14 protein-coding genes and 1 riboswitch are annotated in these 14472 nt (G+C 72.2%); of the genes, 10 read left to right on the top strand and 4 right to left on the bottom strand.

Annotated elements, in window-relative coordinates; genetic code table 11:
- The first annotated feature begins 93 nt into the window (after positions 1-93).
- The 3 genes from IF55_RS08265 to IF55_RS08255 all read left to right on the top strand — a co-directional run bounded on the left by IF55_RS08265 (position 94) and on the right by IF55_RS08255 (position 1411).
- Entirely contained in the window at positions 94-414 is a 321-nt protein-coding gene (locus tag IF55_RS08265) for a DUF3618 domain-containing protein (protein ID WP_030875214.1), read from the top strand.
- A 217-nt stretch (positions 415-631) separates the two neighbouring features.
- The gene (locus IF55_RS08260) at positions 632-934 is read left to right on the top strand and encodes a GroES family chaperonin (protein ID WP_048831771.1); all 303 of its coding nucleotides are present in this window, start codon (positions 632-634) and stop codon (positions 932-934) included.
- Between the two features lie 57 nt (positions 935-991).
- A riboswitch (guanidine-III (ykkC-III) riboswitch) is annotated at positions 992-1057 on the top strand.
- A 33-nt stretch (positions 1058-1090) separates the two neighbouring features.
- Positions 1091-1411 carry a DMT family transporter gene (locus IF55_RS08255; RefSeq protein ID WP_030875221.1) on the top strand — a complete coding sequence of 107 codons (321 nt, stop codon included), beginning with the start codon at positions 1091-1093 and terminating at the stop codon, positions 1409-1411.
- Positions 1412-1422: 11 nt separating this feature from the next.
- Here the strand turns inward: IF55_RS08255 and IF55_RS08250 are convergent, their stop codons facing one another.
- Both IF55_RS08250 and IF55_RS08245 read right to left on the bottom strand, forming a co-directional pair.
- A complete protein-coding gene (locus IF55_RS08250) occupies positions 1423-2064 on the bottom strand; it encodes a TetR/AcrR family transcriptional regulator (RefSeq protein WP_030875224.1) in 642 nt (213 codons plus the stop codon).
- Positions 2065-2202: 138 nt separating this feature from the next.
- Positions 2203-4476, bottom strand: coding sequence for a transglycosylase domain-containing protein (locus tag IF55_RS08245; RefSeq protein ID WP_048831698.1), 2274 nt, complete (start codon positions 4474-4476; stop codon positions 2203-2205).
- Between the two features lie 338 nt (positions 4477-4814).
- Here IF55_RS08245 and IF55_RS08240 point away from each other — a divergent pair, with 338 nt between their 5' ends.
- From IF55_RS08240 to IF55_RS08230, 3 genes are read left to right on the top strand one after another with little or no spacing between them, the layout of a single operon-like run.
- Entirely contained in the window at positions 4815-5615 is an 801-nt protein-coding gene (locus tag IF55_RS08240) for an ABC transporter permease (RefSeq protein ID WP_030875228.1), read from the top strand.
- A gap of 31 nt (positions 5616-5646) precedes the next feature.
- Positions 5647-6411, top strand: a complete 765-nt coding sequence (locus IF55_RS08235; protein WP_048831770.1) for an ABC transporter permease — start codon at positions 5647-5649, stop codon at positions 6409-6411.
- 29 nt (positions 6412-6440) lie between these two features.
- Complete coding sequence (locus tag IF55_RS08230; protein WP_245661095.1) at positions 6441-7502, top strand: ABC transporter ATP-binding protein; 1062 nt, start codon at positions 6441-6443, stop codon at positions 7500-7502.
- A 29-nt stretch (positions 7503-7531) separates the two neighbouring features.
- Here IF55_RS08230 and IF55_RS08225 read toward each other — a convergent pair whose 3' ends face one another.
- Positions 7532-8392 carry an enoyl-CoA hydratase/isomerase family protein gene (locus IF55_RS08225; RefSeq protein ID WP_030875236.1) on the bottom strand — a complete coding sequence of 287 codons (861 nt, stop codon included), beginning with the start codon at positions 8390-8392 and terminating at the stop codon, positions 7532-7534.
- A gap of 166 nt (positions 8393-8558) precedes the next feature.
- On the opposite strand from IF55_RS08225, the gene IF55_RS08220 reads away from it, so the two are divergent.
- Both IF55_RS08220 and IF55_RS08215 read left to right on the top strand, forming a co-directional pair.
- Positions 8559-9176 carry a TetR/AcrR family transcriptional regulator gene (locus IF55_RS08220; RefSeq protein WP_030875239.1) on the top strand — a complete coding sequence of 206 codons (618 nt, stop codon included), beginning with the start codon at positions 8559-8561 and terminating at the stop codon, positions 9174-9176.
- 685 nt (positions 9177-9861) lie between these two features.
- On the top strand, positions 9862-10533 hold the full coding sequence (locus IF55_RS08215) for a DUF1707 SHOCT-like domain-containing protein (RefSeq protein WP_030875243.1): 672 nt from the start codon (positions 9862-9864) through the stop codon (positions 10531-10533).
- A gap of 31 nt (positions 10534-10564) precedes the next feature.
- Here IF55_RS08215 and IF55_RS08210 read toward each other — a convergent pair whose 3' ends face one another.
- Entirely contained in the window at positions 10565-11884 is a 1320-nt protein-coding gene (locus tag IF55_RS08210; protein WP_245661094.1) for an SGNH/GDSL hydrolase family protein, read from the bottom strand.
- A gap of 267 nt (positions 11885-12151) precedes the next feature.
- Between IF55_RS08210 and IF55_RS08205 the strand changes: the two genes are divergently transcribed.
- Together IF55_RS08205 and IF55_RS08200 are read left to right on the top strand one after the other, a co-directional pair.
- The gene (locus tag IF55_RS08205; protein ID WP_106980326.1) at positions 12152-13570 is read left to right on the top strand and encodes a DUF445 domain-containing protein; all 1419 of its coding nucleotides are present in this window, start codon (positions 12152-12154) and stop codon (positions 13568-13570) included.
- A 73-nt stretch (positions 13571-13643) separates the two neighbouring features.
- Positions 13644-14441, top strand: coding sequence for a class E sortase (locus IF55_RS08200; protein WP_048831695.1), 798 nt, complete (start codon positions 13644-13646; stop codon positions 14439-14441).
- The last annotated feature ends 31 nt before the right edge of the window (positions 14442-14472 follow it).

Below are 14472 nucleotides of genomic sequence, written 5' to 3'. Positions count from 1 at the left end.
GCCACGTCCCCGATCGGGGGTGCTGTGGGGCGTACGCGCGGGGGAGCTGACAGACTGTCCACCACGGAACATCGACATGACGGAGGCAGCGCGGTGTCGGAAGCCAGGACCCCTGCGCAGATCGAGGCGGACATCGCCCGTAGGCGGCAGGAGCTCGCCGTGACGCTGGACGAGATCGGGGTGCGGGTGCACCCGTCGACGATCGTCGGCGACGCGAAGGCGAAGGTGGCCTCGACCGTGGACCGCACCGCGGGACGGGCGTACGTCGCGGTCAATCGCGTGGTCTCCGACGCGCGGGCGCAGTTCGTCTCGCCGGAGGGCGCGCCGCGGGTGGAGCGGATCGTGCCGGCGGCGCTGCTGGTGGTGGGCGTGGTGGGGCTGCTGGCCCTCTCCTCGCGCCGCCGCCGCGACTAGCACCGCTTCTTCGCGCCGTACGGGCCTCGCCGCTCCCGTCGTACGGGCCCGCCGCCCCGCCATACGGGCCGGCCGCCCGCGTGTAACGGTCCGCCGTCTTCCGTACGGATCGGGGCCGGGGCCGCCACTTGTCCGGTCCCGTGTCCGCGGGGCCGCGCCGGGCAGGTACCTTCTTGACGTGAGCGAGAATCCCACCCACGACAAGCTGCCCATCCGGATGCTGCACGACCGGGTGCTGGTCCGTACCGACATCCCGGAGGGCGAGCGCCGGTCGACCGGCGGCATCGTCATCCCGGCGACCGCGGCGGTCGGCCGCCGGCTGGCCTGGGCCGAGGTCGTCGCGGTCGGGCAGAGCGTGCGGACGGTGGAGCCGGGCGACCGGGTGCTGTACGACCCGGAGGACCGGGCGGAGGTCGAGGTCCGCGGCGTGGCGTATGTGCTGATGCGGGAGCGGGATCTGCACGCGGTGGCGGCGGAGCGGCTGGAGGGTTCCGAGGACTCGACGGGGCTGTATCTGTAGCGGTGTCCGCGCTGGTGGTCGGGCTGGTGGCCGAGGTCACCGGCCCGTCGCAGGTGCTTTTTGCTACGGTTGTGGGGAATCCCGACGAGACGCGCCGTACCGGGTATGCAAAGACGACGCACCCCTGTTGAAGCTCGTTTTCACGGAGGTGCCGTCATGGCATGGATTCTGCTCACGATCGCCGGCCTGCTGGAGGTCGGCTGGTCGATCGGGATGAAGTACACCGAGGGTTTCACCCGGCTGTGGCCGACCGTGGGCACGGTCGCCGGTATCGCGGCGAGCATGCTGCTGCTCTCGCAGGCCGCCAAGACGCTGCCGATCGGCACGGCGTACGGCGTGTGGGTGGGCATCGGGGCGGCCGGCGCGGCGGTGCTCGGCATGGTGGTGCTGGGCGAGCCGGCGACCGCGGCCCGGATCTTCTTCGTCTGTCTGCTGCTGGTGGCCGTCGTCGGTCTGAAGGCGACCTCGGGGCACTGACCGGCCCGCCGTCAGGCGGTGGTCAGGCCCTCCAGTTCGGCGTCGAAGAGCACGGCGGGGTCGAGCCCCATGCCGGTGAAGTGGCCGGCCAGCTCCAGGGACAGGACGCCGTGCAGCCGGGTCCAGGTCCGCAGCGCCCGGCTCAGCGCCGCGGGCGGCGCGGGGTGCTCGCGCACCCACTGGCGCCGCCCCGCGAGGTGGGTGTCGAGCTCCGTCGCGGGGTGGTCCGGGGCCGGGCCGCCGGCGTCGAGGATCGCGGTCATGACCTCCTCCGCGATGGCGGTGACGTCGTCGGGCGCGTGGTAGCCGGGCACGGGGGTGCCGTAGATGAGGAAGTAGCGCTGGGGGTCGGCGAGGGCCCAGTCGCGCATGGCGTGCGCCAGCGCGGCGAGGTCGGGGCCGCTCTCCTGGGAGGCGACGACGGCGTCGGCGAAGCCGCGGTAGGCGTCCCGGATGAGGGCGGTGATCAGCTCGTCGCGGCCGGCGAAGTACCGGTAGAGCGCGGGGCCGCTCATGCCCATCTGCTTGGCGATCGCGTTCAGGGACAGGCCCGATGCCCCCGAGTCGGCGATCTGCTGCCAGGCGTGTTCCTTGATCTCCGTACGTACTTGGTCCCGGTACCGCTCACGGGGGCTCGCCTTGGCTGCCGCCATCACCTGTCACGCTCCCTCTTCCTGCGCCTTCCTTGGGTGACAACCTATCGCCACCGGAAGAGCTTGCAGCGCGGCGGTCGGGTGCGGCTCTCCCGCGGGCGCCGCGGGGCCGCCCTGCAAGGCGGGGAACGGCCCCTCCTAGGGGTAGAACAGCGAGTCCTCGTTGCCGAACGCGCCGTCGTCCTCCGGCGGGCCGAAGGTCTCGGCCGGCGGGGTGGGAGCGCCGGTCGGCAGGGTGGGGGGCTCGGCGGGCGGGCTGGCGGAGGTCGGCGGCGCGCTGGGGGTGGTGGGCTCGTCCGAGACCGGGGGGCCGCTGGAGGCGGTGGGTTCGGTGGAGGCCGAGGAGGAGGGCGAGCCGGAGGATTCGGACGGTTCATCAGAGGGGACCTCTGCGCCGCTGTCCACGTCGAGGTCGAAGTCGGTGGCGGGCTCGCCCTCCAGCGCGGCGGCGGTGTACGCGGCCCAGATCTGGGCGGGCGGGCCGCCGCCGTTCATGCGGGGCTGGCCGGCCGCCCCGTACAGCGGCTTCTGCACGGCGCTGTCGGGGTCCTGGCCCATGACGGCGACGACGGTGGCGAGGTCGGGGGTGTAGCCGGCGAACCAGGCGGCCTTGTCGTCGTCGGCGGTGCCGGTCTTGCCCGCGGCGGGCCGCCCGGCGGCCTGGGCGGCGAAGCCGGTGCCGTTGTCGACGACGCTGCGCAGGACCGAGGTGGTGGTGTCGGCGGCGGCGCGCGGCACGGCCCGCTTCTTCTGCCGGCCGGGCAGGTCGACCTCCTCGGAGCCCTTGGTGGCCTTGGTGACCATCGTGTACGTGCCGTGTTCGCCGTGGCCGGCGAGCGTCGCGTACGCCTGGGTCATGTCGAGGACGCTGGCGGTGGCGACGCCGAGGGCCATGGAGGGGAAGGCGTTGAGGTTGGGGGTCTTCTTCGGCAGGCCGAGGGCGGTGGCGGTGTCCTTGACCTTCTGGGTGCCGACGTCCTCGGCCATCTGCGCGTAGACGGCGTTGACGGACTTGTCCATGGCCTTGGTGGCGGTGATGCGGCCGTAGGAGACGTCGTCCTCGTTGGGCGGGGCGAAGCCGACGGGCCCGTTGGGGCCCTGCACGGGGCGGCGGTTGGTGCCGTCGTAGGAGGTCTTGGGGGTGATCTCGCGGCCGTCCTGGGTGGTGGAGCCGTTCTGCACGGCGGAGGTGAGGATGAACGGCTTGAAGGTCGAGCCGACCTGGTAGTCGCGGCGGGTCGCGTTGTTGACGTACTGCTTGGTGTAGTCGACGCCGCCGTAGAGGGCGACGACCTTGCCGGTCGCCGGGTCGATGGAGGCGCCGCCGGCCCGTACGTACGAGTCGACCTTGCGGGAGTCGCTGAGCTTGTCCATGAGCTGTTCGCGCACGGCGGTGACGAAGGCGTTCTGGCGTTTCTTGTCGATGGTGGTGGTGATGCGGTAGCCGCCGGACGCCAGGGTCTGCTCGTCGATGATTTTGTTGCTGGTCAGGTAGGTCTTGACGGCCTCGACGAGGTAGCCGCGCTGGCCGGACATGCCGGCGGCGGGCTTGGCCTTGCCGGGCGTCGGGAACGTCATGGCGGCCCGTTCGGCGGCGCCCAGCCACTTCTCCTTGACCATGCCGTCGAGCACGTAGTTCCAGCGGTTCATGGCCCGCCGCTTGTTCTCGGGGTGGGCGGAGAGGTCGTAGGCGCTGGGCGCGTTGAGGAGGGTGGCGAGGTAGGCGCCCTGAGCGGTGGTCAGGTCGCCGACGTCCTTGTCGAAGTAGGCCTGGGCGGCGGCCTGGACGCCGTAGGCGTTGCGGCCGAAGTAACTGGTGTTCAGGTAGCCCTGGAGGATGTCGTCCTTGCTCTCCTCGCGGTCGAGTTTGATCGCGATGAAGAACTCCTTCGCCTTCCGGCTGAGGGTCTGCTCCTGGCCCAGGTAGTAGTTCTTGACGTACTGCTGGGTGATGGTGGAGCCGGACTGCTTGCCCTTGCCGAGGACGGTGTTCCAGGCGGCGCGCAGCATCGCGCCGGGGTTGACGGCCGACTCGGAGTAGAAGCCGCGGTCCTCGGCGGCGAGCGCCGCGCGCTGCACGGTCTTGGGGATCTTGCTCAGCGGTACGTTCTCGCGGTTGACGACGCCGTCGCGGGCGAGTTGGGAGCCGTCGGAGTAGAGGTAGACGTTGCTCTGGGCGACGGCCGCGTCGTTCGGCTTGGGGATGTCGACCAGCAGGTAACCGGCGATCAGGCCGCCCGCGATGAGCAGCACGACGAGCAGGACGCCGCCGAGGAGCATGCGCCAGGTGGGCAGGAGGCGGCGCCAGCCGGTGCGCTTGGGGCGGCGCTTGCCCGCCTTCTTGGCCGGCCAGCCGTCCGGCGTGGCGGCACCGTCGCCGGGCTGCGGCTGCTCTGGCTGCTGGTCGCTCATGTGTGTGGGGACTCCTCGGCCGTCGCCGGGGGTCGGCCGGCGAGACGGGGTGGTGGCGGGCGATTCCCAAATGTCCGGTACACGCCGTAAAACACTCTCGCACCATGCGTTCCGTGGAAAGGGCCCGGCTCGCACCTGTGACACCTCTGTAACGAGCCGTTCGGCCCCCGCTGTCCACTCCAACGAGTGAAAAATGTGTGGCATCGGCCGCGATCATGTGGCTAGGCTCTGGTCTTTTGCTGCCCGCACCCGCGCTGAGCGGGCACGGAACCGGCGCCGGCCAGTCGGCGCTCCGGGAGGCGACCCCACGGCAATCGGACGGCAAGGGAGAGCACGAGATGCGGCTGTACGCAGCCGTCGCGGTGAACGGCTTCCGGCGGTACGCGACCTACCGGGTCGCCACCGCCGCGGGCGTCTTCACCAACACCGTCTTCGGTTTCATCATCGCCTACACCTTCATCGCCCTGTGGAGCGAACGGCCCCACCTCGGCGGCTACGACCAGGCGCAGGCCCTCACCTTCGTCTGGGTCAGCCAGGCGCTGCTCGCCGCGTGCGCGCTGCTCGGCGGCGGCTTCCAGGAAGAGCTCCAGGAGCGCATCCGCTCCGGGGACATCGCCGTCGACCTCTACCGGCCCGTCGACCTCCAGTCGTGGTGGCTCGCGAGCGAACTGGGCCGGGCCGCCTTCCAACTGCTCGGCCGGGGCGTCGTACCGCTGGCCGTCGGCGCGCTCGCCTTCGACCTCGCCCTCCCCGCCGACCCGCTGACCTGGCTGGCCTTCCTCCTCGCGGTGTTCCTCGGCATCGTCGTCGGCTTCGGCGTCCGCTATCTGGTGGCCCTGTGCTCCTTCTGGCTGCTCGACGGCGCCGGCGTCACCCTGATCGCCGGTCTGGCCACGACCTTCTTCTCCGGCGTGCTGCTGCCGCTCAACGCCTTCCCCGGCGGCTTCGGGGAGTTCGTACGGACGCTGCCCTGGGCCGCGATGCTCCAGGTCCCCGTCGACGTCCTGCTCGGCCGGGCAGCCGGCACCGGGCTGCTGACGGCGCTGGCGTTCCAGGCGGGCTGGGCGGTGGCGCTGCTCGCGGCCGGCCGGGCCCTCCAGGCGCTCGCCACCTCCAAGGCGGTGGTCCAGGGTGGTTGACGGCATCCGGGCGTACGGCCTGATCGTCGCGATGTGGATCCGCTCGACGATGGCCTACCGCGCGTCCTTCCTGATGACGACCGCCGGCAACTTCCTCGGCAGCGGCCTCGACTTCGTCGCGATCCTCCTGATGTTCTCCCACATCGAGTCGCTCGGCGGCTTCACGCTGGCGGAGGTCGCGCTGCTGTACGGGGCGACGAGCACCTCGCTCGGGCTCGCCGACCTCTTCCTCGGCTCGATGGACCGGATCGGGCAGCGGGTGCGCGACGGCACGTTCGACGTCCTGATGGTGCGCCCCGCGCCGGTCTTCGCGCAGGTCGCCGCCGACCGCTTCGCGCTCCGCCGGCTCGGCCGGATCAGCCAGGGCGCGGTCGTCCTGGTCCTGGGGCTGGCGGGCGCGGACGTGGTGTGGACGCCGCTGAACGTGCTGCTCATCCCCGTGATGCTGGTCAGCGGCGCGGTGATCTTCGGGTCGGTCTTCGTGGTGGGCGCGGCCTTCCAGTTCTGGGCCACCGAGGCCGCCGAGGTGCAGAACTCCTTCACCTACGGCGGCAACACGCTGCTCCAGTACCCGCCCACCGTCTTCGCCAAGGACCTGGTGCGCGGGGTGACGTTCGTCGTGCCGCTCGCCTTCGTCAACTGGCTCCCCGCGCTGCGGCTGCTGGGCCGAGAAGACCCGCTGCACCTGCCCGGCTGGGTGGGGCTGTGCGGCCCGCTGGTCGCGGCGGCGATGGCGGCCCTCGCGGGGCTGGCCTGGCGGACGGGGATCAGAAGCTACCGGAGCACGGGAAGTTGAGGGGGCACGGGAAGGTGAGGGGCACAAAAATGGTGAGGGACACGATGCGCGGCGGTGAGCGCACGGCGCACGACAGCGGGCCGGCCGCGCTCGGCGGTGAGCGCGTGGCGTACGACGGCGACCCCGCGCGGTTCATCGAACTGGACGGCGTGGAGAAGGTCTTCGACGTACGGCGCAAGGCCGGGCTGCTGCGCCGCGAGAAGCACCAGGTGCGGGCCGTGGACGGGATCAGCTTCACCGTGCCGCGCGGCCAGATGGTCGGCTACATCGGGCCCAACGGGGCCGGCAAGTCCACCACCATCAAGATGCTGACGGGCATCCTCGTGCCCAGCGGCGGCCGGCTGCGCGTCGCCGGCATCGACCCCTCGCGCGAGCGCACCCGGCTCGCACGCCGCATCGGCGTGGTCTTCGGGCAGCGCACGACGCTCTGGTGGGACCTGCCGCTGCGCGACTCGTACTGCCTGGTGCACCGCATGTACAAGATCCCCGACGCCCGGTACCGGGAGAATCTGGAGCGCTGCGTCGAACTCCTCGACCTCGGCGACCTCCTGGACGTGCCCGTACGCCAGCTCTCCCTGGGCCAGCGGATGCGCGGCGATATCGCCGCCGCCCTCCTCCACGACCCCGAGGTGCTCTACCTCGACGAGCCGACCATCGGCCTCGACGTGGTCAGCAAGGCCAAGGTCCGGGACTTCCTCCGCGACGTCAACGCCGACCTGGGCATGACGGTGCTGCTCACCACCCACGACCTCACCGACATCGAGCAGCTCTGCGAGCGGGTGATGGTCATCGACCACGGGCGGCTCGTGTACGACGGCGGGCTGAGCGGCCTGCACGCGGTGGGCGAGAGCGAGCGGACCCTGGTAGTGGACCTGGAGCGCGAGCTGCCCCCGATCGACGACGTGCCCGGCGCCCGTACGGTCCGGGTCGAGGGCCCGCGCCAGTGGCTGGCCTTCGCCGCGACGGCCAGCGCGGCGCCGCTCGTCGCGGCGGTCGCCGAGCGGTACCCGCTGGTCGACCTGTCGGTGCGGGAACCGGACATCGAGGCCGTCATCGCGAAGATGTACGCGGAGCGGTCGGCTGAGAGGTGACGCGGAAAGGGGGCCCGTCATGCCCGCATTCAGACGCTGTTGGCGATGCGCTCGTGGTCCCGTTCGCCCTCGCGGGTCTGAATACCGGCGGCGAGCAGTTTGTGGGCGAGTTCGGTGACGTCGTCGCCGAACGCCGGGTACAGGCCCTCGTTCTCCACGGCGTACGCCGTGTGCGGAATCGGAGGAGCGATCGCGTCGACCGCGGCCTTGGTGATGGAGATGACCTCCGGTCGCAGGCCGGCGATCCGTCGGGCCAGGGTGCCGACGAATGCATCGAGTTCCCCGGCGGGCAGTGCGCGGTTGATCAGGCCGTAGCGTTCCGCGAGTTCCGCGCCCACGAGTTCGGCGCCGAGGATGAGTTCCAGCGCGCGGGCCCGGCCCGCCAGGCGCGTCATGTTCACCGTGCCACCGCCTCCGGGAAGGATCCCCATCAAGGACTCCGGCTGCCCCTGCCCTGACTCGCCGATCGCCGCGAAGCGCATGTCCAGGTACATGAAGAACTCGTTGCCCGCGCCACGCGCGAAACCCGCGAGCTTGCCGATGGTGACCTGCGGCAGCGAGCGGACCTCCTCGCTCAGCGCCTGGAGGATGTTCAGCCCCTCGGGAATGGTCGCGTCCGGTGCGGCCGCGATCGCGGCGCGGGTGGCTTCGGGCAGCGCGTCCGGGTCGGTGAGGTAGGCCATGTCACCGTGCGCGATGAAGAACTCCGGGTCGGCGCTCTCGAAGACGATGACGCGGACGTCGGCGTCGTCCCGCACCCGCGCGATGAACGCCCGCAGGGACGGCAGCAGGACCGCGTCCATCAGATTGAGCGGCGGGTGATCGATTGTCACCGTCGCGACCCCGTCCGAGACGTCGATCGTCAGGGCGGAGAGGTCGTCGTAGCTCACGGGGTGGCTGCTCATGGGGTGGCTCCACTTCACATGAAGGCCGGCGCATGACCGTGCCGCCGACCGGGTAATGTCGCGACTCTCAGCGTCGCGACTGACACTGAGTATCAGGTTATGAATCGAGTTGCACAAAAGCAAACGAGTGTGGCGCGGTACACTTGGCTTCATGAGTGCAGCACCCGTCGGTACCCGTGAGATCGGCCGCCACGCGGTACGGGCAGAGCTGGCCCGCGTGGCGTTCAACCGGTTCTGCCTCACCGGCTTCAACCAGGTCACCTTCGCCGACCTCGCCGAGGCCGCCGGAGTGTCGCGGAGCACCTTCCTGCGCTACTTCGGAACCAAGGAGGACGTGGTCCTGTTCGTCTTCGACCCCGTCGGTGACGTCATCGCCGACGCGCTCGACGCCGACCGGGTCGACGAGGACGACTGGAGCAGGCTGCGCAACGCCCTGGAGTCAGCCGCGACCTTCCTCGTGCGCGATGTCCAGCACCTCGTGACGATCCTCGACCTCGTCGACCAGACCCCGGCCCTGTGCGCACGGCTCCGCGAGAAGCAGACCGAATGGCGACCCAAGATCGTCGCCCGGCTGCGGGAGACAGCCTCCCCGGCCGACGGATCACCGGTCATCGCTAACGTGCGCGCCGCCGCAGCACTCGAATGCCTGTGGATCGTCCTCGGACAGTGGAGTGCGAGCGGCGGCCAAGAGGATCTTGGCAACCTGCTGGACGCCGCGTTCGCCGCCTTCTCGCCCCCGGCACGCCAGCAGACGGCCGCTCCGCTGTAGGCGGACGCTCCGCTGTAAAGGGCCGAGGCGGCGGCTTCTCGGCGGTGCCGAAGCGGCCGAAGGGAGGTCGGGGCGAGGGTTCCCTGGAGTGCTGCCGCGCTGAGCGGCATCCGGTTCGGCCGGGTGCGGGTTTCGTCTCGGACCCTCCGGGTCCAAGGCGCCGGCAGCGGGAGGGAGGGGGCGGGGCGGCTGCCAATTCACTGACTGCCGGGCGAGTTCGCGGCTGAGGTCAGGACTGGCTCCGCTGCGCTCCGCCGCCGGCTGCTGCCGCGAAGCGGTTGTTGCCCGTTGGGCGGGTGCGGGTGCGTCTGGAGCCTGCGGCCCACGGCAGCCGGAGGGGAAGGCGCGCTGCGCTGCGCCCGGGGGCGCCGGCCGTTCGGGGTGCGGTTTCCGCCCGTACGCGGAGGGCCCACGGCTGGGGAAACTCCACTCTGACGCCGAGTGCGCCCGATATGCCCGACACGCCAGTTCCCCCTTTCAACTGAGTGCCGTTACCGCCCGATTCCCCATCCCATAAGGCGCTTTTGTCGGGTGGCAACCCAACCCTACCGGCCGGTAGCCAGCCGCGGAGCGCAGCGGAGCCTCCTGCGGTCCTCTCGCTGGGCCGGGCGGACGCGCGGAGACGATCGCGAAGATGTACGCGGAGCGGTCGGCTCCGTGAGCGGGTCTCGATAGGCTGTCCGGTATGAGCGAACTCCCTGACATGCGGGCCTCCGACACCGAACGCGACCGGGTGGCCGAGGCCCTGCGGGAGGCGCTTGCCGAGGGGCGGCTGGATATGGACGAGTTCGACCAGCGGCTCGGGGCCGCGTACAAGGCGCGTACGCACGGCGAGTTGGATGTGCTCGTACGCGACCTCCCCGCGCCGTCCCGTGCGGCGGAGCCCGCCCGTGGGGCGCCGGAGGGCGGCGGCGAGCCGGACTGGCCCGAGCGGGTCGGCGGCCGGGCCACGTCCCGCTGGGGTGTCGCGATCATGGGCGGGTTCCAGCGCGGGGGCCCCTGGACCGCGCCGCGGGTCTTCAACTCCGTGGCGTTCTGGGGCGGCGGCCAGATCGATCTGCGGGAGGCGCGGTTCGAGGACCGCGACATCGTGATCCGCTGCTTCGCGATCATGGGCGGAATGGAGATCGTCGTGCCGCCCGACGTAGAGGTGCACGTCAACGGCGTCGGCATCATGGGCGGCTTCGACGACAAGGCCAGCGGCCCGGGCGCCCCCGGCGCGCCGCGCGTCACCGTCTCCGGCCTCGCCTTCTGGGGCGGCGTCGGCGTCAAGCGCAAGGAGCGCAAGGCGGTGCGGAAGGCCCAGCGGGAGGAGCGCCGCCTCGAACGCGAGGAGCGGCGCAAGTCCGTGGAGTAGCTGGAGCAGGGGGCGGCGCGGCTCGCTGGAGTCAGAGGACGGTCGGCGCGCCGTTCTTGAGGCGGTCGAGGTCCACGGCGTGGGCCATCGCGCGGTACCCCGCGTCGCTGGGGTGCAGATGGTCGCCGGAGTCGTACCGGGGATCGAGCCGCTTCGGCGCGGCCGGGTCGCGCAGGGCGCGGTCGAGGTCGATGACGCCGTCGTAGACGTGGCCCGCCCGGATCCGGTCGTTGACCGCCTCCCGTACGGCCTCCAGGCGCGGGTCGTAGCCGCGGTGGCCGCCGAACGGCATCAAGGTGGCGCCGTACACCGGCAGCCCGCGCGCGTGCGCCCGCGCGACCAGTTTCCGCAGCCCCGCCACGATCTTGCCGGGGTCGCGCTGGTGCGGCAGCCGCAGGATGTCGTTGACGCCGAGCTGCGCAATGACGGCCCGTACGCCCGTACGGTCGAAGACATCGCGTTCGAGGCGGGACAGGGCGCTGGGGTTGGCGGAGCGGCGGCCGTGCGCGCCGCTGAGGAGGACGCGGTTGCCGCTGATGCCCTGGTTGAGCACGCCGTAGCGGGGCGCGCCGGGCTCGGTGCGCAGCCGGGCGGCGAGGAAGTCCGTCCAGCGGTGGTTGGCGCCGGCGGTGGAGGTCACGCCGTCGGTGATGGAGTCGCCGATGACGGCGAGCGCGCCCCGGGCCTCCTTGTTCCACACGTCGACGCCGGTGAGGTAGCGCCAGTACGGGCTCTGGCCGGTGTACGCGGCGCCCGCGCCGTCCTCGGCCCGGTCGCCGCGCGCGAGGTACGAGGTCTGGCGGGCGTGCGGGTGGTAGGTGACCGGGCCGGACGGGGTCGGCGAATAGGTGGTGACCAGCAGGTCCGCGGCGGCGGGCACGGCGAGCCGGACCGGGTCGCTGACGGCCGTGCGGCCGGCCGGGATGGTGACGGCCGTGCGGCCGCCGAAGGTGAGACGGCGCATGGTGCCCGGCGCGGCGCCGGGGGAGCTGGGGGCGGCGGCGAGGGCCAGGGAGGCGTGGGTGAGGGAGAGCGGCTGGGTGCCGTAGAGGTTGGAGAGCTGGATGCGGGCGCTGCTGCCGCCGATGCTGGTGTGCACCACGTTCCGTACGGACATGCCCGCGAAACCGGTGGGCGTACGGGGTTCGGCGGCCGAGGCCGACGTGCCCCATGTGCCGACCCAGGAGCCGGCCGAGGCGGGCGAGGCGGAGCCGCGGGGCTCCGGGGCGGCGCCCGGCCGGTCGCCGGTGCGGGCCCCGATGAAGATGGCGGCCGATATGAGGACCACCACGGCCGCCAGGGCGGCCAGCACGGCGTAGGCCGAGCCGCGGGGCATGGGGGGCCTGGACATGGGCGGACTCTCCTCGCAGGGGCGCGGTGGGTACGGGTCAGCGGCGCCGTCGCGGTCCGGTCGGCCTCCATGATCCCATGACGGCGCGGGACTGCCCGGCGGACGGCGCGGTACCCGGGCGGCGCACCGCGGATCGGGGCGGCCGCCCGTGGCGCGGCCCTCCACAGCTCGGACGCCGGGAACTCCTGGTCCGTTCCCCGAGTACCTCGGACAGGGACAATTGCCGAAGGACGGCTCGAACGGGTGGAGTGGATGGAACCGACGCGGATGGGAAGACCGGCGGACGCCGCCGGTACCGGGCGGGCTGAAGCCCCCGGGGCTGGAGAGGCTGCTGGGGCTGCTGGGCCTGGGGCTGCCGGGCCTGGGGTGACTGCTGGGGCGGCTGACGCTGTTTCCCGGGGAGCGCCGGGCGGCCCGCCCGGCGGGTTCGCCTACAGCGCGGCCGACGAGGAGAAGCGGCGCGGCGTGCGCCGGATGAAGATGTTCGCCACGGGGCTGCTGCTCGCCGTCGCCCTGGTGTACGCGCTGGCCACGTGGGCGCGGGCCGCCGGGGCCGGCGGCTGGGCCGGTTTCGTGGCCGCCGCCGCGGAGGCCGGCATGGTCGGCGCGCTCGCCGACTGGTTCGCCGTGACCGCGCTCTTCAGACGGCCGATGGGGCTGCCCATCCCGCACACCGCGATCATCCCGACGAAGAAGGACCAGCTCGGGCAGAGCCTCGGCGAGTTCGTCGGGGAGAACTTCCTCTCCGGCGACGTGGTGCGGCAGCGGCTGCGGGCCGTCGGCATCGGCTCCCGGCTGGGCGCCTGGCTCGCCGACCCCGACCACGCCGACCGGGTCACCGCCGAGCTGGCCACCGCGCTGCGCGGCGCGCTGAGAGTGCTGCGCGACTCCGATGTGCAGGCCGTCGTGGGCGAGGCGATCACCCGGCGGGCCGACGCGCAGGAGATCGCGCCGGGCGTCGGAAAGATGCTGGAGAAGGTCGTCGCGGACGGCGGCCACCGCAAGCTGGTGGACCTGGTGTGCGTACGGGCCCACGACTGGCTCGTCGAGCACAGCGCGTCCGTGATGGACGCGGTCACCGGCGGCGCGCCCGGCTGGACGCCGCGGTTCGTGGACCGCAAGGTCGGCGACCGGGTCTACAAGGAGCTGCTGCGGTTCGTCACCGAGATGCGGGACATGCCCGACCATCCGGCGCGCGGGGCCGTGGACCGCTTCCTGCGGGACTTCGCGGGCGACCTCCAGTCGGACACCGAGACCCGGGCGCGGGTGGAGCGGCTGAAGTCGGAGGTGCTGGGCCGCGGCGAGGTGCAGGACCTCATCGCCTCGGCGTGGAGCTCGGTGCGCGCGATGATCGTGGCGGCGGCCGAGGACGAGCGCAGCGAGCTGCGGCTGCGGGTACGGGCGGCGATCCTCTCGCTCGGCAACCGGATGTCGGGCGACGAACGGCTGCGGGCCAAGGTCGACGGCTGGCTGGAGGACGCGGCCGTCTACGTGGTGACGACCTATCGGGACGAGATCACCCTGCTGATCACGGACACGGTGGCCGGCTGGGACGCCGAGCACACCTCGAAGAAGATCGAGGCGCACATCGGCCGGGACCTCCAGTTCATCCGCGTCAACGGCACCGTGGTCGGCGCGCTCGCGGGGCTGTGCATCTACACGGTGTCGCACGTGCTGGGCGGATGAAAGCCGCTCGCCCGGCTTGTTCGGCGGGTTGTCTCTCTGGTGGTCCGCGCCCGCAGGCCCTACCGTTCGGCGGATGCGGGAGCGGATTCCGGTGGTGGTGCGGGGGCGGCGGGCCCGGCGGCCCCTGGGCGCGCGGCTGCTGTGGGGCGGCGCCGAACTGGTGGTGACGCTCGGGGCCGTCGTCCTGCTGCTCGTCGCCCACCAACTGTGGTGGACCAACCGCGAGGCGCGGGCGAGCGCGCGGGACGAGGTCGCGGAGCTGGAGCGGGGATGGGCGGACGAACGCGCCGTCGAGAGCCCCGCGACGCCGCCCGAGGAGGACCGGAACGAGCCGTCCGCCGAGCCCGGCTCCGACCCTGCCCCGTCCTCCGAGGAGACCCGTTCGGTGCGGGTGAGCGTAGGCGGGAGCCCGCCCCGCCGGGACGCCGCGTACGCCGTCATCCGCATCCCCAAGATCGGCGTGACCGCGCCCGTGGCGCAGGGCATCAGCAAGGCGGGCGTCCTCGACAAGGGATACGTGGGGCATTACGTGCACACCGCGCAGCCGGGGCAGCGGGGGAACTTCGCGCTCGCCGGGCACCGCAATACGCACGGCGAACCGTTCCGCCGCCTCGACCGGCTGCGCCCCGGGGACACCGTGCGGATCGACACCGACGCGGCCCGCTACACGTACACGATCGACCGCACGCTGCCGCGGACCTTGCCGTCCGACGGCACGGTCATCGCCCCGGTCCCGTACAGCTCGGCGCACCCCGCCTACCACTACGCGGAGCCCGACTCGTATCTGACGCTGACGACCTGCACGCCGGAGTTCACGTCGACATACCGGCTGGTGGTGTGGGGGCGGCTGACGGCGATCGAGCCCCGCTGAGGGCCGGAGCCCTGCCACCGCCCGCGTCCCG

Source organism: Streptomyces varsoviensis (assembly GCF_000718635.1).
Lineage (GTDB): Bacteria > Actinomycetota > Actinomycetes > Streptomycetales > Streptomycetaceae > Streptomyces > Streptomyces varsoviensis.
This window is presented reverse-complemented; position numbering and strand designations above follow the sequence as displayed.